The 20,692-nt window shown below is 65.0% G+C and carries 17 protein-coding genes; 9 read left to right on the top strand and 8 right to left on the bottom strand.

The window, feature by feature from the left end; translation table 11 throughout:
• The first annotated feature begins 40 nt into the window (after positions 1-40).
• From AB4Z51_RS39465 to AB4Z51_RS39455, 3 genes are all read left to right on the top strand, one after another.
• Positions 41-385 carry a RidA family protein gene (locus AB4Z51_RS39465; RefSeq protein ID WP_018645782.1) on the top strand — a complete coding sequence of 115 codons (345 nt, stop codon included), beginning with the start codon at positions 41-43 and terminating at the stop codon, positions 383-385.
• Positions 386-446: 61 nt separating this feature from the next.
• A complete protein-coding gene (locus AB4Z51_RS39460) occupies positions 447-1,475 on the top strand; it encodes a succinylglutamate desuccinylase/aspartoacylase family protein (protein WP_441499278.1) in 1,029 nt (342 codons plus the stop codon).
• Positions 1,476-1,516: 41 nt separating this feature from the next.
• On the top strand, positions 1,517-2,581 hold the full coding sequence (locus AB4Z51_RS39455) for a LacI family DNA-binding transcriptional regulator (protein WP_441499277.1): 1,065 nt from the start codon (positions 1,517-1,519) through the stop codon (positions 2,579-2,581).
• 10 nt (positions 2,582-2,591) lie between these two features.
• Here AB4Z51_RS39455 and AB4Z51_RS39450 read toward each other — a convergent pair whose 3' ends face one another.
• The 3 genes from AB4Z51_RS39450 to guaB form a co-directional block, all read right to left on the bottom strand.
• Entirely contained in the window at positions 2,592-2,888 is a 297-nt protein-coding gene (locus AB4Z51_RS39450; RefSeq protein ID WP_085402226.1) for a hypothetical protein, read from the bottom strand.
• A gap of 243 nt (positions 2,889-3,131) precedes the next feature.
• Complete coding sequence (locus tag AB4Z51_RS39445; protein WP_085402225.1) at positions 3,132-4,154, bottom strand: NADP-dependent oxidoreductase; 1,023 nt, start codon at positions 4,152-4,154, stop codon at positions 3,132-3,134.
• 225 nt (positions 4,155-4,379) lie between these two features.
• The gene (gene guaB, locus AB4Z51_RS39440; RefSeq protein WP_028150953.1) at positions 4,380-5,873 is read right to left on the bottom strand and encodes an IMP dehydrogenase; all 1,494 of its coding nucleotides are present in this window, start codon (positions 5,871-5,873) and stop codon (positions 4,380-4,382) included.
• Positions 5,874-6,342: 469 nt separating this feature from the next.
• Between guaB and AB4Z51_RS39435 the strand changes: the two genes are divergently transcribed.
• The 3 genes from AB4Z51_RS39435 to AB4Z51_RS39425 all read left to right on the top strand — a co-directional run bounded on the left by AB4Z51_RS39435 (position 6,343) and on the right by AB4Z51_RS39425 (position 9,627).
• Positions 6,343-7,833 (top strand): MFS transporter, encoded by a 1,491-nt coding sequence (locus tag AB4Z51_RS39435; protein ID WP_085402224.1) that lies wholly within the window; start codon positions 6,343-6,345, stop codon positions 7,831-7,833.
• A gap of 238 nt (positions 7,834-8,071) precedes the next feature.
• Positions 8,072-8,689 carry a VIT1/CCC1 transporter family protein gene (locus AB4Z51_RS39430; RefSeq protein WP_441499276.1) on the top strand — a complete coding sequence of 206 codons (618 nt, stop codon included), beginning with the start codon at positions 8,072-8,074 and terminating at the stop codon, positions 8,687-8,689.
• A gap of 83 nt (positions 8,690-8,772) precedes the next feature.
• Complete coding sequence (locus tag AB4Z51_RS39425; RefSeq protein WP_161495860.1) at positions 8,773-9,627, top strand: TorF family putative porin; 855 nt, start codon at positions 8,773-8,775, stop codon at positions 9,625-9,627.
• A gap of 1 nt (position 9,628) precedes the next feature.
• On the opposite strand, the gene AB4Z51_RS39420 is transcribed toward AB4Z51_RS39425, so the two are convergent.
• The 3 genes from AB4Z51_RS39420 to AB4Z51_RS39410 form a co-directional block, all read right to left on the bottom strand.
• Positions 9,629-11,485 carry a hypothetical protein gene (locus tag AB4Z51_RS39420; protein ID WP_354080438.1) on the bottom strand — a complete coding sequence of 619 codons (1,857 nt, stop codon included), beginning with the start codon at positions 11,483-11,485 and terminating at the stop codon, positions 9,629-9,631.
• 116 nt (positions 11,486-11,601) lie between these two features.
• Complete coding sequence (locus AB4Z51_RS39415; protein WP_063983800.1) at positions 11,602-12,294, bottom strand: RlmE family RNA methyltransferase; 693 nt, start codon at positions 12,292-12,294, stop codon at positions 11,602-11,604.
• Between the two features lies 1 nt (position 12,295).
• Positions 12,296-13,369, bottom strand: a complete 1,074-nt coding sequence (locus tag AB4Z51_RS39410; protein ID WP_071914860.1) for a Ppx/GppA phosphatase family protein — start codon at positions 13,367-13,369, stop codon at positions 12,296-12,298.
• Positions 13,370-13,581: 212 nt separating this feature from the next.
• Between AB4Z51_RS39410 and AB4Z51_RS39405 the strand changes: the two genes are divergently transcribed.
• On the top strand, positions 13,582-15,954 hold the full coding sequence (locus AB4Z51_RS39405; protein WP_441499275.1) for a xanthine dehydrogenase family protein molybdopterin-binding subunit: 2,373 nt from the start codon (positions 13,582-13,584) through the stop codon (positions 15,952-15,954).
• Positions 15,955-16,009: 55 nt separating this feature from the next.
• Here AB4Z51_RS39405 and AB4Z51_RS39400 read toward each other — a convergent pair whose 3' ends face one another.
• Together AB4Z51_RS39400 and AB4Z51_RS39395 are read right to left on the bottom strand one after the other, a co-directional pair.
• A complete protein-coding gene (locus AB4Z51_RS39400; protein ID WP_085402219.1) occupies positions 16,010-17,434 on the bottom strand; it encodes a DUF5107 domain-containing protein in 1,425 nt (474 codons plus the stop codon).
• 18 nt (positions 17,435-17,452) lie between these two features.
• The gene (locus AB4Z51_RS39395) at positions 17,453-18,253 is read right to left on the bottom strand and encodes a hypothetical protein (RefSeq protein ID WP_441499274.1); all 801 of its coding nucleotides are present in this window, start codon (positions 18,251-18,253) and stop codon (positions 17,453-17,455) included.
• Between the two features lie 107 nt (positions 18,254-18,360).
• On the opposite strand from AB4Z51_RS39395, the gene AB4Z51_RS39390 reads away from it, so the two are divergent.
• Positions 18,361-18,864 (top strand): YaiI/YqxD family protein, encoded by a 504-nt coding sequence (locus AB4Z51_RS39390; protein ID WP_063983805.1) that lies wholly within the window; start codon positions 18,361-18,363, stop codon positions 18,862-18,864.
• A gap of 2 nt (positions 18,865-18,866) precedes the next feature.
• Complete coding sequence (locus AB4Z51_RS39385) at positions 18,867-20,678, top strand: ABC-F family ATP-binding cassette domain-containing protein (RefSeq protein WP_085402217.1); 1,812 nt, start codon at positions 18,867-18,869, stop codon at positions 20,676-20,678.
• Positions 20,679-20,692: the final 14 nt, after the last annotated feature.

Raw genomic sequence — 20,692 nt, 5'->3', positions numbered from 1 at the left:
CACCAATGCGGGAGCCAAGCTTCACGAGGAGAATTTTGAGATGATCAAACGTTACGTCGTCGGCTCGCGCATGAGCCAGGCCGTCGCCGCCGGCGGTATGGTGCACATCGCCGGCCAGGTCGCTGACGACCGCAAGGCCGGCATCGTGTCGCAGACCCAGCAGGTGCTCGCCAAGATCGACGCGCTGCTGAAGGAAGCCGGCTCCGACCGCTCCAAGCTGATCGCGGTCAACGTCTTCCTGCCTCATATCACCGACTTCGACACCATGAACTCGGTCTACGATGCCTGGATCGATCCGGCCAACCCGCCGGCGCGCGCCTGCGTCGAAGCCCGCCTCGCCGATCCCGACCTGCGCGTCGAGATGACCGCGGTCGCCTTGCTCTAGGGCGCCGCCATCCTTTCAACCTTTGGCCGGCGCCGGCGACGGCGCGGCCGCGAGGCAAGCCATGCATACCGGACTTTTCCACGAGATCGATTTCGAGAAGGACCAGAAATGGTCGGGCCATCTCGGCATTCCCTTCTCGATCGATCGCTCCCCCTACTACCAGCTCAAGATCCCGATCTTCCGGATCAAGAACGGTGCCGGACCAAAACTGCTTTTGATGGCCGGCAATCACGGCGACGAATATGAGGGCGAGATCGCGCTGACGCGGCTGTATCGCCGGCTCGATGCAAAGGACGTCAAAGGCGAGATCACCATCCTGCCCTTCGCCAATTGGCCAGCCGTGATGGCGGCACGCCGCCGCTCGCCGCTCGACGAGGGCAACCTCAACCGCGCCTTCCCCGGCGATGCCGCGGGCACGCCGACATTCCGGCTTGCGCACTTCCTCGAGCACGAGCTGTTTCCGCGGCACGAAGTCGTCTTCGACATCCATTCCGGCGGCACCTCGATGGCGCATGTGCCTTGCGCGCTGATCGAGCGGCAGGGCACGCCCGAGATGTTCGGCCACGCGCTGCGCCTGATGGAGGGGTTGGGGATGCCCTTCGCCTTCGTCGCCGAAAACGGCGCGACCGCTCCGACCTCGATGGCCGCGGCTGCACGCGCCGGCGCGATCGGGCTCTCCGGTGAATTCGGCGGCGGCGGCACCGTCACGCCGCAGACCATGGCGCTCACCGCGCGCGCCGTCGATCGGCTGTTGCTCGCACTCGGCCTCGTCCAGGCCCCGGTGCTCGGGCCACATGTGCCGGTCGAGCGCGCCACCGAATTGCTGGCGCTGCAAAGCCATGCGCAGGCGGTGTTCGCGACCCGTCGCGGCTGGTTCGAGCCCGCCGTCATGGTCGGCACGCGGGTTGCGGCCGGCGACGTCGCCGGCTGGTACCATGATTTCGAGCGCCCGGAGCTGCCGGAAGAGGTGCTGCGCTTCCCCGCCGACGGCATCGTGATCTCGCAGCGCCTGCACACCGACAGCCAGAGCGGCGACTGCCTGGTCCAGGTCGGCCGCGCGCTGTCGCGCGACGAGCTGCTGGCGCGCTGAGTTTTGGAGACGATACCGACTGCGATTACACTCGGGATTCGATGACCGATCCGGCAAAGCCGACCTATGACGACGTTGTGCGCATTCCAGCGCCGCCCGGCCGCGCCAGCGGGAGCGGGCGGCCGCCGCGCATCGAGGAGGTCGCGGAGCGTGCGGGCGTCGCGCCGATCACGGTGTCGCGGGTGCTACGCCACCCCGAGAAGGTCAATCGCGAGACTCGCGAGCGTATCCTCGAAGTGATCGAGGCGACCGGTTACGCCTCCAACCCGCATGCGCGCGCGCTGCGCTCGGGGCGCTCGAATGTGGTGATGGCCTTCGTCTCCAACATTCTCAGCCAGCAGTTCGGGCTCGCGGTGCGCAGCTTCGCCGCCACGCTGGAGCCGGAAGGCTTCGAGGTGCTGGTCGGCCAGACCTCCTACTCCTATGCCAAGGAAGTCGCGATGATCCAGTCGCTGCGCGGCATCCGCCCCGCAGCAGTGATGTTCACCGGCGTGATCGAGCTCGAGGAGAATCGCGCCGCGCTGCTCGAGCTCGGCATTCCCGTGATCGAGACCTGGGCGTTTCCGCGCGACCCCATCGACATGCTGGTCGGCCTGCCCAATGCGGATGCCGGCGCGATGGCGGCGCGCAGGCTGGCTGAGGGCGGACATCGCCGCGTCGCCTTCATCGGACGCAGCAGCGGCCGTGGCGCGCTGCGCCGCGACGGTTTTCGGGACGCAGCGGCAAAGCTCGGCCTCAAGATCGTCCACGAGATCGGCGTCGGTGAGATCACGGGCCTCGTCGACGGCCGCGCCGCCTTCACCGCCCTGCTCGAACGCGGCGGCGACGTCGATGCGGTGTTCTGCGCCAACGATCTGCTCGCGACCGGCGCGCTGATCGAGGCCCGCGCCCGCGGCCTCTCGGTGCCGCGCGATCTGGCGCTGCTCGGCTTCGGCGACAACGACGTCGCCGATCAGATCACGCCCGGTCTCACCACCATCTCGTTCGATGCGGCGGCCGTGGGACGGATCGCGGGCGAACTGCTTCTGGCGCGGCTATCAGGCACGCCGCGCGCCGAGCAGCGGCTCGCCGTCGAGCTGTTCCTGGTCGAGCGCGGCAGCGTCTGAGCGTCGCAGATCAGGCGATGGTCTTGAGATCCTGCTGGATCGCAGCCAGCAGCGATTGCAGCGCATCGCTGTTCACCGGCCTCGCCTCCGCCTTCGCAGGCTGGACCTTGTCAGGCTGCGCAGCTTTGCCCGGACGTTTCGGGAATGGCGGTGGTGGCGCCGGCATCGCGGCTGGCGTGAAATCGCCCTCCTCGTCGACGTGGACGAACTTGCCATGGATGACGTCGTCGCGACGGCCCATGACGAACAGGGTCGCCCAATAGCCGGCAGCCAGAAGGATTACGCTGAAAATACCAATCTCTAACATCGCAGCACCTAAAATATGCGCGATGATTCAATGCCTTCGCTCAGCCGTCAATGAACCGACGGTCACACCTGCGGCTTTTGCGGGCAGGTGTGGCCGATCGGTCACTCTTTGTTAACCATCGATGTCCGGCGTGTGACGCCTTTGCAACTAGGCCTTGCAAATAGAGCCCCGTTCCGGGGCTCTAGCGTCTCGTTTGGCGCGTTTTCTTCACGCGAACCGGTACCCACTTCGCTCGAAAACGCTTTACGCCTTATCTTGCCCGACCCGCACCAGCTGCTTGCCGAAATTGGCGCCCTTCAGGAGCCCCATGAAGGCGCCGGGTGCGCTGTCCAGGCCCTCGGTGACGAACTCCTTGTACTTGACCTTGCCGTCGCGGACCCAGCCGGACATGTCGCGCAGGAAGTCGCCATGGCGGTTGGCGAAGTCGGAGACGATGAAGCCGCGGAAGGTCAGCCGCTTGGTCAGGGTCGCGCGCATCATGCTGGCAGCCCATTTCGGCGGCTTGGCCTCGGTGTCGTTGTAATGGGCGATGAGGCCGCAGACCGGCACGCGCGCGAACGGATTGAGCAGCGGGAACACCGCCTCGAACACGGCGCCGCCGACATTCTCGAAATAGACGTCGATGCCCTTCGGGCAGGCAAACTTCAGCTTCGCGGCGAAATCGATTTCACGATGATCGAGACACTCGTCAAAGCCGAGCTCTTTCACCACGTAGTCGCACTTGTCCTTGCCGCCGGCGATACCGACTGCACGCGCGCCCTTGATCTTCGCGATCTGGCCGACGGCCGAGCCGACCGCACCGGAGGCACCGGCGACGACGACGGTCTCGCCTTCCTGCGGCTTGCCGATGTCGAGCAGGCCCGTATAGGCGGTCATGCCGGGCATGCCGAGCACACCGATGGAGGTCGAGATCGGACCGAGCTTCGGATCGACCTTGATCAAGCCCTTGCCGTTCGAGATCGCGTACGACTGCCATCCGGTACGGGCTCGCACGATGTCGCCCTTGGCGAAATCAGGATTGTTGGAGGCCGCGACCTCGCTGACTGCCTCGCCCTCCATCACGCCGCCGACCGGCACAGGTGCTGCGTAGGACGGACCGTCACTCATGCGCCCGCGCATATAGGGATCGAGCGAGAGCCAGATCGTGCGCAGCAGGACTTCACCCGCGCCGGGCGCCGGAATCGCGAATTCCTCGATGCGGAAATCGGATGGCTTTGGCTCGCCGACGGGACGCGCGGCGAGAACGATGCGTTTTGCTTGGGACATGGCTTCCTCCTGACTACTTGTTGCAGTCATTTAGGAGGTACGTGGGAATGAAGCAAATCCCAACACTCGCTGTCATCGCCCGCGAAAGCGGGCGATCCAGTATTCCAGAGGCGGCTGTGATTGAACCGAGAAGCCGCGGCGTACTGGATTCCCCGCTTCCGCGGGGAATGACACCGTCATCGAGGCGAGCGCGCCGAAACCGACGCGCAGCCGAATGCGGAGCGCCTAACCCGCGCCCGGATAGTTCGGGCTCTCGCGCGTGATCGTGACGTCGTGGACGTGGCTTTCGCGCAGGCCCGCGCCGGTGATGCGGACGAACTGGGCCTTGTCGTGCAGGTCCTTCATGTCCTTTGCCCCGACATAGCCCATCGCGGCGCGCAAGCCGCCGGCGAGCTGGTGCATGACGTTGCCGACCGGACCCTTGTAGGGCACCTGGCCCTCGATGCCTTCAGGCACGAGCTTGAGCGTGTCCTTGATGTCCTGCTGGAAATAGCGGTCGGCCGAACCGCGCGCCATCGCGCCGACCGAGCCCATGCCGCGATAGGCCTTGTAGGAACGGCCCTGCCACAAGAACACTTCGCCGGGGGTCTCGTCGGTGCCCGCGAGCAGCGAGCCGACCATGGCGATGTCGGCGCCGGCGGCGAGCGCTTTCGCAAGGTCGCCGGAGAACTTGATGCCGCCGTCGGCAATGACAGGAATGTCGGACTTCTTTGCAGCCTCGACCGCATCCATGATCGCGGTGAGCTGGGGAACGCCGACGCCGGCGACGATGCGCGTGGTGCAGATCGAGCCCGGGCCGATGCCGACCTTGATGCAGTCCGCGCCCGCATCGATCAGCGCCTGCGCGCCCTCGGTGGTGGCGACGTTGCCGGCAACGACCTGGACGGAGTTGGACAGGCGCTTGATGCGATTGACCGCATGCAGCACGTGGCGGGAATGGCCGTGCGCGGTGTCGACGACGACGAGATCGACGCCGGCATCGATCAGCCGTTCGGTGCGCTCGAAGCCGGTGTCGCCGACGGTGGTGGCGGCGGCGACGCGCAGGCGGCCCTGCGCGTCCTTGCAGGCGAGCGGATGGGCGACCGCCTTCTCCATGTCCTTCACGGTGATCAGGCCGACGCAGCGATATTGCTCGTCGACCACGAGCAGCTTCTCGATGCGATGCTGGTGCAGCATCCGCCGCGCCTCGTCCTGGCTGACATTCTCGCGGACCGTGACGAGGCCATCATGCGTCATCAGCTCGGAGACTTTTTGCCGGCGGTCGGTGGCAAACCGCACGTCGCGGTTGGTGAGGATGCCGACCAGCTTGCCGGGCGTATTCTTGCTCGCACCGGTGACGACGGGAATGCCGGAGATGCCGTGGTCGCTCATCAGCTTGAGCGCATCGTCGAGCGTGGCCTCGGGGCTGATGGTGAGCGGGTTCACCACCATGCCCGACTCGTAGCGCTTGACCTGCCGGACCTGGGCGGCCTGCCCCTCGGGATCGAAATTGCGGTGGATGACGCCGAGGCCGCCGGCCTGCGCCATGGCGATCGCCATGCGGGCTTCAGTGACCGTGTCCATGGCGGAGGCCATGATCGGGATGTTGAGCGGAATGGCGCGGGTGACGCGGGAGCGGATGTCGACCTCGCCCGGCATGACGTCCGACAGGCCCGGCTTCAACAGCACGTCGTCGAACGTAAAGGCTTCGCGAATGCCTTGAAGTTGCACCGTGGCCATCTGCCAACTCCTTCCTGCGGCCCTGCCGCAAATAGCTATGGATGAGCGCCGCCCTCAGCGTGCCTTGCGGCATCGCCGGAGAATCGGAGCCCATAGTTGGGGTTGACGCGGGTCGATAGCACGGCCACGCGACGAATCAAAGCAAATCGGACCGCCGGCCAGCCATGCACAGGCTTTTTAAGTAAATTCGGCGTGGATGGCCGGGTGGCGGCCCCTCTCGTCATTCCCCGGCGCGACGAAGTCGCGAGCCCGGAATCCATCTCGCAGCGGTCTCTGGGGCCCGATGGATTCCGGGCCCGCCAAGGGGCGCGCCGCGGAATGACGAGGGAGCGCGCGCACCCGCCGTCGAGGGTCACACCGTTGTTACGCAGGATTTAGGTGCTATGCGTTGATCCGCAATGGTCCCGGCGGAGCGGCGGTGATAAGCCGCAAGTCCACCTTTCCTTCTGATTTTCATTACCAATCCGTCATGGTCGACAAGCAACGCGTCATCCCGCTGATCGTGGCCACCGCTCTCTTCATGGAGAACATGGATTCGACGGTGATCGCCACCTCGCTGCCCGCGATCGCGGCCGACATCGGCACGAGCCCGCTGACGCTCAAGCTTGCCATCACCTCCTATCTGCTGTCGCTCGCGGTGTTCATCCCGGCGAGCGGCTGGACTGCGGACCGGTTCGGCGCGCGCATGGTGTTCGCGATCGCGGTCGGCGTGTTCATGGTCGGCTCGATCGGCTGCGCACTCTCGACCTCTGTCACCGATTTCGTATTCGCGCGCATCCTTCAGGGCATGGGCGGGGCGATGATGACGCCGGTCGGGCGCCTGGTGCTGCTGCGCTCGGTCGACAAGAGCGCGCTGGTCAACGCAATGGCCTGGGTGACGGTCCCTGCCCTCATCGGCCCCGTGATCGGCCCGCCGCTCGGCGGCTTCATCACGACCTATGCGTCATGGCACTGGATCTTCCTGATCAACATTCCGATCGGGCTGCTCGGCATCTTCATGGCCTTGCGTTTCATCGATCCCATCAAGAGCGAGACGCGGGAACCGTTCGATCTTTACGGCATGGTGCTCGCGGGCGTTGGCCTCGCCGGCATCGCGTTCGGTCTCTCCGTCGCCGGGCTCAACCTTCTGCCCTGGAGCACGGTCGCGGCGCTGGTCGTGGGCGGAGCGATCTCGATGACACTGTACGTCCTGCACGCGCGGCGGACGGGTTCRCCGGTGCTGGATTTTTCGCTGCTGAAGCTGCCGACGCTGCGCGCGGCCGTTTTCGGCGGCTTCATGTTCCGGCTCGGCATCGGCGCGCTACCGTTCCTGCTTCCGCTGCTGATGCAGATCGGATTCGGGCTGTCGCCCTTCCGTTCCGGCCTCGTCACCTTCGGCTCCTCGCTCGGCGCCATGGGCATGAAGACGCTGGCCGCGCGCATCATCCGCACCTTCGGCTTCCGCAATTTGATGACGGTGAACGCGATCGTCAGCGCGTTCTTCCTCGGCGTCTGCGCACTGTTCACGGTGACGACGCCGCTGCTCATCATCATGGTGATCCTGGTGGTCGGCGGCTTCTTCCGCTCGCTGGAGTTCACCGCGATCAACACGGTGGCCTATGCCGACGTCGAGACCGCGCAGATGAGCCGCGCCACCACGCTGGTCAGCGTCAACCAGCAGCTCGCGGTCTCCGCCGGCGTCGCGGTCGGCGCGGCCTGCGTGGAAACGACGATGTGGTTCAACCATGTCAGCGAGATCGACGCCACCGTGTTCGCGCCGGCCTTCGTCGTGATCGCGCTGACCTCGGCGGCGTCGAGCTGGTTCTTCTGGCAGATGCCCGCCGACGCCGGCCACGAGATCTCCGGCCGCAAGGCGGTGGAGATCGCCAGCCGCAAGGGGGCCGCAAAGAGCGCCGCGACCGCCGCCGTCAAGACGGCGACGGAGGATACGCAGGACGTGCGGGACCAGCGGCTGGGATAAAGCGCTATCAGGCCCGAGCGACGTCCGCAGAACCCGACGTCGTAAAATCGTCCACGATGTGGCGGGCACGGGCGGCGTCCGCCGGCCGGTCGGCCCAGCACTCGTGCCCAGCCACCTTGACCTAGCTCAAGGAGCGAAAGCCGGACATGAGCCTCGATGACACCTGCAATCGGTGATCGAAGACCAAGCCATGGCTTTATTGGGACCGGATACGCCGTTCGGGAGCATACTTGATCCGATGGAACGGATCTCGGAGACTTTGTTCGGGCTGATCATGGCCCTTACCTTCATCTGCTCGCTTGGTGTCGCGACCGGGACCAATATCAATATTCAAACAATGCTGATCGGCGCACTCGGCTGCAATCTCGCATGGGGCATCGTTGACGGCGGTCTTTATCTGCTGGCGCGCATCAATGACCGGGGAAACAAGGTTCTGACCCTCCGCGCGATACGGAAGGCGCCGGATCCCGAAGCAGCGCGCCGCGTCATTGCCGACGCGCTGCCGCCGGAATTGTCGGCCATGCTGCCCGTAGAGCAGTTGGAATCGATGCGGAAACGGTTGCAACAATTGCCTGAGCCGGCCCCCGGTCCGGGGCTGACAAAGCGCGACTGGGTCGGAGCGCTCGGCCTTTGCCTGCTGAGCTTCCTGTCGACCTTCCCGGTGGTCATCCCGTTCCTGTTCCTGAGCGACGCCAGACTAGCGCTGCGCGTCTCCTACGCCGTCGCCATCGTGATGCTGTTCTGTTGCGGTTACGTGTTCGGGGTTCGTAGCGGGCTGCGGCCTTCGGTGGCGGGACTTGCGATGGTGGCTGTCGGTAGTACGCTGGTTGGCATCGCGGTCGCTCTGGGAGGATGATCGACTTGCGGCGACACGAAACATCGTTTCGGGGTGCAAGCGGCGCCTTATTTGCCGCGCTGGCCGGATTGTGGCTTGCACCCGTGACCGGCGGTTTGGCGCTGGCCCAATCCCCGGCCGGGGCGCTCGGCCTCGGCAACCGCGGTTGGTCGGCGGCCGACACCACCCACGCAACGCCTGCCGACGAGCTCGAATTCAGCGCTCGCGCGGGGCTTGCATCCGACTACATCTATCGCGGGACCACGCTGTCCGATCATGGCCCCGCAGCCGGCGCCGCCTTCGAGACGAGATGGGGCCCGCTCTACGCCGGCACAACGGTCGCCACCGTCAAGCTGCCGACCCAACCGGCCGCCGAACTCACCTTTGCCGCCGGCATGCGCCCGCAGATTGCCACGATCGATTTTGATCTTGGGGCGACCTATTTCGCCTATCCCGGTGAAAGACTTCCTGGCGAGACCAACGGCATCAATTATTGGGAGATCGTGGTCCGCGGCGATCGACGCATCGGCGATCAGTTCCGCGTCGCCGGCGGTTACGCCTATTCTCCGAACGTCTCGAACACCGGCGCCTGGAGCCAATATGTGGCGGCCGGAGTCGGCTTCGACGTGCCGGAGCGGCTTCTGCTGCAGAACCTGACCGTGTCGTTCACCACCGCCGCCGGCTATTCCTGGTTTGGCAACCAGACCCCGCAACTCGGCGGCTTCCCGCTGCCCGCCTATCTCAACTGGCAGGCCGGCGTGACGTTCACGCACAAGGCGCTCAACCTCGATCTGCGCTACTACGACACCAATCTGTCGAAGGAAAACTGCTTCGTCTTTACAGGCGATCCAAATGCGCGGCCGGGCGGCCGCGCCAATCCGATCACCAACCCGGACGGCCTGGTCTCGAACTGGTGCGGCGCGACGTTCGTCGCCAAGGTCTGGTTTGCGTTCAACTAACTTAGGGAACCACCGTCGGCGGCAATATGCGGTAGAGCACGACACCCAACCCGAGCGCGTCGCCCGTGAGGACGAGCTTTCCGCTCTTGATCGTTCGCTGCAGCAATATCCTCTGCAGGTTGGGATCGGGGTGGGTCGGATCGGAATAGAACTTCGCCAGGTTGCTGGTATTCGCATCGATCAGGTAGCGCTCAATCGTCACGGTCGAGCCGTCGCTGAACGGCAGGTTGTCGACCTCAAGCGAAATCCCCTCCGGCGTCTCGGTCGAAATGTTGTTGCCGAAGACACGTGTCGGRTCATAGTTGTAGACCATGATGTTCGCGGTCGAGTTAGCGCCATCCCAGGTCGCGAACGCGTTGAGGTGGGAGCCCGCCCCGCCGGTGAGAGCGGCCTGCACGCGCTGGCCGGACATCTTGTTGTACATCTTGAAGAGGTTCGCGACCGGCTTCGGGTAGTAATCGGCCGGGTTATCGCCATGCGGCACCTTGTGCAGCAGGCTGGCCTGGCCGAGGAAAGGTGTGATGTTCGGATCCCCCTGGCCGTCGCCGATAATGAGGTAAGACCCCATCGAGATCTTCTTTTTCACGGCTTCGGACAGGAACGCCGCCGTCCAGGCCGCCCCCTTGTGCGAATAATTGACGTCAGTCGCCTCATAGGCCGTAGGGCCCCATTCCGACAGGAACAGTTTAACGTCGGGCATGTTGGCATTGTTCTTCTTCAAGGCGTCCAGCTTGGCCTTGGCCTTGTCGACCAGATTGTCGAAGAACGCGAAACCGCCGGTGCCGTCTGTCGAGCCGTAATAGTGGAACGAAAAACGATCGAGCCGCGCGTTGAATTTTGCCAAGTAAGTGTCTGCCAGCGGATTGAAGGTCTGGTCGAGGAAGACTTCCTCCAGCGTCGGAAGATTCTCCGCCGGATAATAGTTGAAGCTCAGTCCGACCAGGGCCGGCCCGGCCATTTCCAGCGTCTTGCCGTTATAACTCTGGTTGGCGGCGAGTTCGTTTCTGATGTTCACGATCGCCTGCGAGAAGACCTTCTGAACCGGCAAGAGCTGCCTGGGCAGACGGCGCGCATCGAGCCCGTAGGGGTACGACAAGGTCGGATCTTCGGCCTTGGACATCACGTGGGTCTGCAGCGGGGTCCACTGGTTGAGGACATACTTGGCCGGATCCATCCACCACAGCCAACGGCCCCATGACCCCAATGGCTTGAGCCTGTAGGCGGATGGATTGGTGTCGCTCCAGTTCTCCGGGGCTGAATCGGCGATATCGGCCTCGTTGCTGACCTCGAAGATGACGGATGACGCCCCGCCGTCGAACGATTTCTTCGCGATATATCGCACGAGAGCGTTGGCGTATTTCTGGAAAAGTGCCGGAGCCGGCCCGTTCCGATTCCAACTCTCGCCAGGTCCGTATTGCACCAGGCGCGGCGGCATGAAGGCCGCGACCGCCACGTGAGGCGAGAGCCCGCGACCCAGGGCCCACTCAAGATGCCAGGCCAGAGGCTGGCAGTCGCCCGGATGGAAAACGCCGTCCTGCGTGTAYCCGAACACATCGCCGGTCTGATCGACATCGCAATAGACATCGCTGAGCAGCAGGCGCGTCCGCTTCATGCCGGTATCGGTGATGATCTGGTTGAACTGGTCGAGAGCCTGCTCGGACGGGCTGTTCGCGCTCTGGTAGATCTTCTTGAGATCACCGAGATCGTCGTTGCCGCTGAGGCCGATATTGTAAGGCCTCTGGGTGCTGACCGTGATCGACGTCCCTGCACGCGACGTCGTCGCCGAAGCAAAGCCGAGCGACGCCAACGCCAGAAAGGAGACCGAGGCAAGGGACAGGCGATGCTTGCAAACGCACAAGCGTTGTCGATGAAGGCACGGCATGGATCGATCTCACCCGCTGAAATTGCAGATGATAGATCTATCAGCTCAAGATGTTATCGATGTGAATGTCATGCTCATGTGAGCGTGACACGTCAGCCCGGGTCCGGCTGCCCGCCGCGAAACCCCGTCGCCAGCACATAGCGCTCGGAGGAATCCTGCCTGCTGGCCGCGGGCTTCACATGCCGCACTGTCGCAAAATCGCGCTTGAGCTGGGCCAGCAGATCGGCGTCGGCGCCGCTCTGGAACGTCTTGGCCAGGAATGCCCCGCCCGGTTTCAGCACGTCGCAGGCGAACGCGGCCGCCGTCTCGATCAGGCCGACAATGCGGAGCTGGTCGGTCTTGCGGTGGCCGGTGGTGTTGGCGGCCATGTCGGACATCACGATGTCGGCGCCGCCCCCGAGCATCGCAGTGAGCTTCGCGGGTGCGTCGTTGTCCATGAAGTCGAGCTGCGCGAAGTCGACGCCGGCAATCTCGGGCATGTCCAACAGGTCGATCGCGACGACCTTGCCCTTGCCGTCGACCGAGCCAACGCGCTTGGCGGCGATCTGGCTCCAGCCGCCCGGCGCAGCGCCGAGATCAACCACGGCCATGCCGTGTTTCAGCAGGCGGTATTTGTCGTCGATCTCGAGCAGCTTGAACGCGGCACGCGAACGATAGCCGAGCGCCTTCGCCTTGACGACATAGGGATCGTTGAGCTGCCGCTCCAGCCACAGCTTCGACGACAATTTGCGCTTGCCGCCGGTCTTGACCTGGACGTGCAAGCGGCCGGTGGTGTCCTTGGCCATCTCACCAGCTCCTGAGTGCGCCGTCCTCGCGCATCATCTCGACCAGCATGCCTTCGCGCAGGCCCCGGTCGGCGACGCGCAGGCGCGGCAGCGGAAAGGCGCGCCTGATAGCATCGAGGATGGCGCAGCCGGCCAGCACGAGATCGGCGCGCTCGACGCTGATGCAGCTGTTGTTGGCGCGTTCCTCGTAGCTCATGCCGAGCAGCTTGCTGATGGTCGCGGTGATGTCGGAATCGTTCATCCAGATGCTGTCGATGCGGCGGCGGTCGTAGCGCGCGAGGTTGAGATGGATGCCGGCGAGGGTCGTCACCGTGCCCGAGGTGCCGAGCAGGTGCATGTCGGCGAGATCGCCGCCGTGCGCTTCGGCGAACGGCGCGACGTGGTTGGCGACCTCCTGCTCCATCGCGGCATAGATTTCCGGCGTGACGTCGCGGCCGCCGAACTGCTCGGCCAGGGTCACGACGCCCAGCGGGATCGACATCCAGGCTTTGATGCGCGGCTCCGGATTTTGCGGATCGCGCTCGATCCGCACCAGCTCGGTCGAGCCGCCGCCGATGTCGAACAGGATCGCGCCCCGGCCCCGCGGGTCGACCAGCGGCGCGCAGCCGAGCACGGCGAGCGAGGCCTCGGTCTCGCGGTCGATCACCTCGAGCTCGATGCCGGTCTCGGCCGCGACGCGGCTGCGGAAGCCTTCCGCATTCGAGGCGGCCCGGCAGGCTTCGGTCGCGATCAGCCGCAGCCGCTTGGCCTTGCGCAAATTGATCTTGTCGCGGCAGATGCTGAGCGCGGCGACGGCGCGCTCGATCGCGGCCTCGCTGATGCAGCCGGTCGCCGAGACGCCCTCGCCGAGCCGGATGATGCGCGAGAAGGAATCGACCACGCGAAAGCCGTCGCTGGTCGGACAAGCGATCAGGAGCCTGCAATTGTTGGTGCCGAGGTCCAGCGCCGCATAGACGCCGGTTCCCGGCGCTTGCGCGGCGACGGCCGGTTCGGGGGCCAACGCCACCGCCGCCATCGACCCCTCCAGCCCACCGTGCGGCGCATGGCCGTCGCGGAGCCGCGTGTGGTCATTCATACAAATTGTCTTTCCGCGGCCCGATGGGGCCGATCTGGAATTGCTTTTTCGCCTGAAACATTAGCAGCGCGGCAAGCCTGCGCAACAACGCATCACATGGGACCATGCCCATTCGTGCGTTGTCGTGAACGGGACCGTGGGTTATTTTTGGAGGGTCCGGTCCTCTAGGCGCCCCCCAAAACGCGCGATTGCCGGCTTTTCAGGTCAATTCCATGCAAGAACACACCAAATCGTCCACGCTCGAAAACGCTATTGCACTGCAAAAATACGGCGTCGGGCAGCCGGTCCGCCGCAAGGAAGACGATACGCTGGTGCGCGGCAAGGGCCGCTACACCGACGATTTCAACCTGCCCGGCCAGGCCCATGCCGTGGTCGTCCGCTCCACCCATGCCCATGGGCTCATTCGCGGCATCGGCACCGACGCCGCCAGGGCGATGCCCGGCGTGCTGGGGGTGTGGACCGGCAAGGACCTCGATGCCGCCGGATACGGCCCCTTCACCTGCGGCCTGCCGCTGAAGAGCCGCGACGGCTCCCCCCTGCTCCAGACCAACCGGCAACCGCTGGCGACCGACAAGGTCCGTTTCGTCGGCGATCCCGTCGCCTTCGTGGTCGCCGACACGCTGGCGCAGGCGCGCGACGCCGCCGAAGCCGTCGAGCTCGATATCGAGCCGCTGCCGGCGGTGACCGATCCCGAGGAAGCCGCCAGGCCCGGTGCGCCGCTGCTCTATGACCACATCCCGAACAATGTCGCACTCGACTACCACTATGGCGACATGGACAAGGTGAACGCGGCCTTCGCCAGTGCCGCCCACGTCACCAAGGTCGACATCGAGAACACCCGCGTCGCCGTCGTCTCGATGGAGCCGCGCGTGGGGCTCGCCTCCTACGACAAGAAGACCGAGCGCTACACCATCCAGATGCCGACGCAGGGCGTTGCGGGCAACCGCGCCAACCTCGCCAAGAACCTGAAGGTGCCGAACGAGAAGGTGCGGGTCCTCACCGCCAATGTTGGCGGCTCCTTCGGCATGAAGAACGTCAATTACCCCGAATACATGTGCATCCTGTACGCGGCCAAGGAGCTCGGTCGCCCGGTGAAGTGGCTGGACGAACGCTCCACCAGCTTCCTCTCCGACAGCCACGGCCGTGCGCAGAAAATCCATGCCGAACTGGCGCTCGACGCCGAAGGGCATTTCCTCGCGGCAAAGCTTGAAGGCTACGGCAATCTCGGCGCCTACATCACCGGCGTCGCGCCGGGACCGCTCTCGCTCAACACCGGCAAGAACTTTTCGAGTGTCTACCGCACGCCGCTGATGGYGGTCGACATCAAGRCGGTGCTCACCAACACCACGCTGATGGGCGCCTATCGCGGCGCCGGCCGACCCGAGGCGAACTACTACATGGAGCGGCTGATCGACCGCGCCGCCGACGAGATGGGCATCAACCGGCTGACCTTGCGCAAGCGCAACTTCATCAAGCCGAACCAGATGCCGTTCCCGGCCTCCTCCGGCGTGACCTATGACAGCGGCGACTTCCAGGCGGTGTTCAACAAGGCGCTCGAAATCTCCGACCACGAGAACTTCACCAAGCGCAAGAAAGAGAGCAAGAAGATCGGCAAGCTGCGCGGCATCGCCGTCGGCTCCTATCTCGAGGTCACCGCGCCGCCGAGCCCCGAGCTCGGCAAGATCGTGTTCGATCCCGATGGCTCGGTACAGCTCATCACCGGCACGCTCGATTACGGCCAGGGCCACGCATCAGCATTCGCGCAGGTGCTGTGCGCGCAGTTAGGGGTGCCGTTCGACAGCGTGAAGCTGGAGCAAGGCGACAGCGACATCGTCCACACCGGCAACGGCACCGGCGGCTCGCGCTCCATCACGGCGAGCGGCATGGCCATCGTGGGCGCCGCCAAGCTCGTCATCGAGAAGGGCAAGCGCGCCGCCGCGCACATGCTGGAGGCCTCCGAGGCCGACATCGAGTTCGCCGACGGCAGCTTCACCATCGCCGGCACCGATCGCAGCATCGACATCATGGAGCTCGCCAGGAAGCTGCATGACGGCAAGGTGCCGGACGGCGTGCCTGACAGCCTCGACGTCGACCACACCAGCGAGCCGGTGCCCTCGGCGTTCCCGAACGGCTGCCACGTCGCCGAGGTCGAGATCGATCCTGAGACCGGCGTGGTGCAGATCGTGCGCTACAGCGCGGTCAACGATTTCGGCACGGTGATCAACCCGCTGCTGGTCGCGGGCCAGCTTCATGGTGGCGTCGTCCAGGGCATCGGCCAGGCGCTGATGGAGCATGTCCGCTACGACGAGAGCGGCCAGCCGATCACGGGCTCGCTGATGGACTACGCGCTGCCGCGCGCGGAGGACGTTCCGAACATGACGGTCGGCGATCATCCGGTGCCGGCCACGACCAATCCGCTCGGCAGCAAGGGCTGCGGCGAAGCCGGCTGCGCCGGCAGCCTGTCGACGGTGGTGAATGCGGTGCTCGACGCCCTATCCGACTACGGCATCAAGCACATCGACATGCCGCTGACCCCGGAGCGGGTGTGGCGTGCGATCCAGGATGCGAAGGGCAAGGCGGCGTAGGGGCAGTTCCGCGATCGTGACAACGCCGGGGGTTCGACCGGCATTCCGAAAGAGATCACTTGATCGCCGTTTCGGCGGCGATCAACTCCTTTCCCTCCGTGGTCGTGATCGTTAGCCGTATCTTTTCCCCGCTGCGGCCGTCGGCAATCGCTGCCGAAATGCGATTTCCGTTGTTCGGATCGGCGCTCACGACCCCGCTGAACAGAGCCGTGTCACCCCGTTTCAACGTGACAAGCAACGGGATGGCCGGTTCGACGCTGAAGAACTCGAGAACAGCGCGAGACGCCTCGGCCGAGAAATTGATCAGGATTTTCTCGTTCGCATGCGTCACGTTGCTCATGCCGACGGTCGGACTGTAGGTTTCCGGAATCGACACCTCACTGCGTGCGGGAAAGTCTGTGCTGTGGAAAAACTGGTCTGACACGCCCGCCCATAATTCGACATACGGCCGCCACTCGTTCGGATCCTTCCGGGCATCGGTTTCGCCGGTGAGCGACGGAAACCCCCACGTCCACATTTTCAAGCCCCGCGTGAGGGTATTGTCCGCAATGCGAATAATTCCTTCTGCATTGTCATGGTTGATGGCGCCCCAGAAATTCCCGCCCTGCATATCTGGTGCAGCATAGGCGATGCCCATCGTTGGCCAATTCTTGAAGTAGCGCAGGTTTTCGAAGCGCCGCCTGCCCATACCCGCACTCTCGTCGCCGTCTGCCAGGTTGGCCGACCAGGCAGGCGTCGTGTAAGTTCGGATCGGCGCGATGATTTCGGCGCCGCCGGTTGCCCTGGGATTTTTCGGCTCCGATCCCGGAGCGAGCGTCGTGCACGTCCAGTACTCGTACTGGACAGCTTCGTCGTTCGGATTCTTCAGCACCACGCGCGCGTCGAGTGCGGCACGATCGGCCTTCAGCGTGACGTAGTAGTTCGCCTCGATGCCGGTCGCGCGCCTGAACTTGCTCGGCCGTGCGGGATAATCGAAGTCATCCCGGAACGACATCACGACCGTGACTTCGTCGGCGCCCTCCTTCACCACCCGGAAAGCCCACGGCTTCAGCCACGTCTTGCCGTGCTCGGCATCCGGGAACGTGGGAAAGATTCCGCCGTACACCATCAGCCAGTCGTAGTAGAAATTTCCGGCCTTCATGCCGTAAGGTACTCCGACCTCCGTTCGATAAAGCTGCTCGTGGCCGGTCGGCTTGTAGACCATGGAAAGAATACGCCCTCCGAATTCGGGCACGAGCGTTACCTTCAGATATCGATTCTCAAGCACGTAGGATTTGAAACTGCGTTCGACGATCACGCTTTTGTCGAGCGACCCGCTGACAAAGCCATTCTCCGCATCGACGGCGAATTTGACGGTGCTCCACGTCGTCGTCTGCTCGCTGAGCGACACACTATCGGACACCGGTGCGGCGGCATGCACGACGCAAAGCGCCTGGAGCGACAAAAGGAGTGCTATTCCAAAACAAACGAGGGCGCGCAAGGAGACCTCAACTGGCTTTCAGGCCGCCGCCTGCTCGCGCGGCTGGTAGATCGCAGTATGCTGGCAGTGCGCCAGCGGCGTCGTGCCGTTAGCGACGACCAGCGCGTCGAGCTCGACGAAGCGGTGGCCCTTCTTCTCGTAGTTCGCGGTGACTTTTGCCCGCGCGGTGATCTCGTCGCCGGCGCGCGCGGCCGACAGCAGCTGCATGCGGCTGCCGACATGGATCCACGGGCCCAAAATCGTGTTGTCGACGAGGACGCGGTTCATCACGCGCTGGATCAGGCCGGGATGGCCGAGCCCCTCGCGCGCAAAAATCGGATCGGTTTCCCTGACGTCGGCGAGATAATCGGTCGCGTCCTGCCGGGCCCAGCGGCGCGGCGTCGTGCCCAGCCATTTGCCCACCTCGAACGCTGCCGGGCTCACAGGCTTGCGCTCGGCAATGGCCGCGACCTCGACAAAGTCGTTCAATGACACCACAGGCGCGGYCGCCGGGAGCGACGCTGTCCCCGTGGCGCAGAGCTCGGTGCGGCTGAAGACCTCGATCGTGAGCAGGCCGTTGTGCTCGGTCGCATCGACATCGGCGGTCTCGCCGTCATAGACCGGCTTGATGAAGCGGGCCTCGACCAGCCCGCGCGACAGGAAATCGCGGCCCCAGCGCGCCACCGGCACGTGCATCATGTAGGCGAAGACATCGACGCCGGGGACCAGCCCGCCGGAAAAGCCGAAGCGGCGCGCCACCGTGTCGTCATGCATCTTGTTTTCGGACTGTTTGGCGGTGTTGTAGGCCTCGACGCGGTAGGTTTCGAGCCGGTTCGGCATGGCGGGCCTTTCCCTGAATTCTTGTTGTTTCAGGGTTGATCGTAGGCCCCCGGGAACACCGGTCAATCCCCTCGCCTTTGCGGCCCGAATGGGGTACCACGCGGCGAATGACTGATACCCCCACCCGCATCTATGTCGACGCCGACGCCTGCCCGGTGAAGGACGAGATCTACCGCGTCGCGCTCCGGCACGGCGTGCCCGTGAGCGTGGTTGCCGGCAACTTCATCCGCGTTCCGCAGGACCCGATGATCGAGCGGATCGCGGCCGGCGCCGGCATGGATGCCGCCGACGACTGGATCGCGGAGCGGGCCAAGCCGGGCGACGTCGTCGTGACATCGGACATTCCGCTGGCGAGCCGTTGCGTGAAAGCGGGCGCCGACGTGATCGCGCCGAACGGCAAGCCGTTCACGGAAGAGTCGATCGGGATGACGCTGGCGGTGCGCAATCTGATGACGGATCTGCGCTCGGCCGGCGAAGTCACCGGCGGGCCGCGCTCGTTCGCGCCGCGCGACCGCTCCGCGTTCCTCTCCGCGCTCGACCAGACGCTGCGCCGGATCCAGCGCCGCCGTGCCGACCAGGCCGCGACGAGCCAGAATTTGAATCAAGGCTAGTCATGGCGCCGCCCCTGATCCAACTCAAAGACATCAAGCTCACCTTTGGCGGCACGCCGCTGCTGAGCGGCGTCGAGCTCAACGTCGCGCCGGGCGAGCGCGTCTGCCTGATCGGCCGCAACGGCTCGGGCAAGTCGACGCTGCTGAAGATCGCAGCCGGCCTCGTCGAGCCCGACGGCGGCACGCGCTTCGTGCAGCCGGGCGCGACCGTTCGCTATCTGCCGCAGGAGCCGGATTTCGGCGACCACAAGACCACGCTCGCCTATGTCGAAGCGGGCCTCGCGCCCGGCGACGACCCGTACCAGGCACGCTACCTCGTGGAGCAGCTCGGGCTTACCGGCAACGAGAACCCGGCCAACGTCTCTGGCGGCGAGGCCCGCCGTGCCGCGCTGGCTCGCGTGCTGGCGCCCTCGCCCGACATATTGCTGCTGGACGAGCCGACCAACCATCTGGACCTCTCCACCATCGAATGGCTGGAAAAGGAGCTCGACAGCCGCCGCGGCGCGCTGGTGATCATCAGCCATGACCGCCGTTTCCTCACCAATCTCTCGCGCTCGACCGCATGGCTCGACCGCGGCAAGATCAAGCAGATCGATCGTGGCTTCGCCTCGTTCGAGAGCTGGCGCGACGAGGTGCTCGCCGAGGAAGAGCGCGACCAGCACAAGCTCGACCGCAAGATCGTCGACGAGGAGCACTGGCTGCGCCACGGCGTCTCCGGCCGCCGCAAGCGCAACGTCAAGCGGCTCGGCAATCTGCATGCACTGCGCGACCAGCGCCGCAACTATCGCGGCACGGCCGGCACCGCCAGTCTCGCTGCGTCCGAAGCGGAGCAATCCGGCAAGCTGGTGATCGAGGCCAAGGGCATCACCAAGGCCTTCGGCGACCGCGTGATCGTCGACAATTTCTCGACCCGTATCCAGCGCGGCGACCGGCTCGGCATCGTCGGACCGAACGGCGCCGGCAAGACCACGCTGGTCAACCTGCTCACCGGCGGCGCGGAGCCTGATTCCGGCATCGTGCGGCTCGGCGCCAATCTTGAGACGGCCACGCTCGACCAGCACCGCGAAAGCCTCGATCCCAAGTCGACGCTGGCCGAGGCGCTAACCGGCGGCCGTGGCGACCAGATCATGGTCGGCGGCAAACCGAAGCACGTCGTCGGCTACATGAAGGACTTCCTGTTCGCCCAGGAGCAGCGCGGCACGCCTGTCGAGGTGCTCTCGGGCGGCGAGCGCGGCCGGCTGATGCTGGCCCGCGCGCTGGCAAAACCCTCGAACCTGCTGGTGCTGGACGAGCCGACCAACGATCTCGACCTCGAGACGCTCGACGTGCTCGAGGACATGCTCGGCGACTACGAGGGCACGGTGATCCTGATCAGCCACGACCGCGACTTCCTCGACCGCGTCGTCACGTCCGTGATCGCCCCCGAAGGCAACGGCAAGTGGACCGAATATGCCGGCGGCTACAGCGACATGCTGGCGCAGCGCGGTGCCGATCTCAAGCGCGAGACGACGAAGGCGCAAGCCCCCGCGGAGAAGAAAGAGGAGCGGCCGGCTGCTCCGTCTGCCACGGCAAAGCGGCGGCTGAGCTTCAACGAGAAGCACGCGCTGGAAACGCTGCCGAAGAAGATCGAGACCCTGCACGCCGACATTGCCAAGCTGCAGCGCTTCCTCGATGATCCCAATCTCTACACCAAAGACCGCAAGAAATTCGACGACACCTCCGCCGCCATCGCCAAGACGCATGACGAATTGTCCGCCGCCGAAGAGCGCTGGCTCGAACTGGAAATGCTCCGCGAAGAGATCGAGCAAGCGTAATTTGTAGGATGGGT

The sequence above is a fragment of the Bradyrhizobium sp. 2TAF36 genome (assembly GCF_052114925.1).
GTDB lineage: Bacteria > Pseudomonadota > Alphaproteobacteria > Rhizobiales > Xanthobacteraceae > Bradyrhizobium > Bradyrhizobium barranii.
Note: the sequence above shows the minus strand (reverse complement) of the source record. Positions and strands in the feature narration are given on the sequence as shown.

Bases quoted from the DNA above. Each gene is read 5' to 3' on its own strand.
- AB4Z51_RS39465 (WP_018645782.1), top strand. From the start codon at position 41: ATGATCAAACGTTACGTCGTCGGCTCGCGCATGAGCCAGGCCGTCGCC.
- AB4Z51_RS39460 (WP_441499278.1), top strand. From the start codon at position 447: ATGCATACCGGACTTTTCCACGAGATCGATTTCGAGAAGGACCAGAAA.
- AB4Z51_RS39455 (WP_441499277.1), top strand. From the start codon at position 1,517: ATGACCGATCCGGCAAAGCCGACCTATGACGACGTTGTGCGCATTCCA.
- AB4Z51_RS39450 (WP_085402226.1), bottom strand. From the start codon at position 2,888: ATGTTAGAGATTGGTATTTTCAGCGTAATCCTTCTGGCTGCCGGCTAT.
- AB4Z51_RS39445 (WP_085402225.1), bottom strand. From the start codon at position 4,154: ATGTCCCAAGCAAAACGCATCGTTCTCGCCGCGCGTCCCGTCGGCGAG.
- guaB (WP_028150953.1), bottom strand. From the start codon at position 5,873: ATGGCCACGGTGCAACTTCAAGGCATTCGCGAAGCCTTTACGTTCGAC.
- AB4Z51_RS39430 (WP_441499276.1), top strand. From the start codon at position 8,072: ATGGAACGGATCTCGGAGACTTTGTTCGGGCTGATCATGGCCCTTACC.
- AB4Z51_RS39415 (WP_063983800.1), bottom strand. From the start codon at position 12,294: ATGGCCAAGGACACCACCGGCCGCTTGCACGTCCAGGTCAAGACCGGC.
- AB4Z51_RS39410 (WP_071914860.1), bottom strand. From the start codon at position 13,369: ATGAATGACCACACGCGGCTCCGCGACGGCCATGCGCCGCACGGTGGG.
- AB4Z51_RS39390 (WP_063983805.1), top strand. From the start codon at position 18,361: ATGACTGATACCCCCACCCGCATCTATGTCGACGCCGACGCCTGCCCG.
- AB4Z51_RS39385 (WP_085402217.1), top strand. From the start codon at position 18,867: ATGGCGCCGCCCCTGATCCAACTCAAAGACATCAAGCTCACCTTTGGC.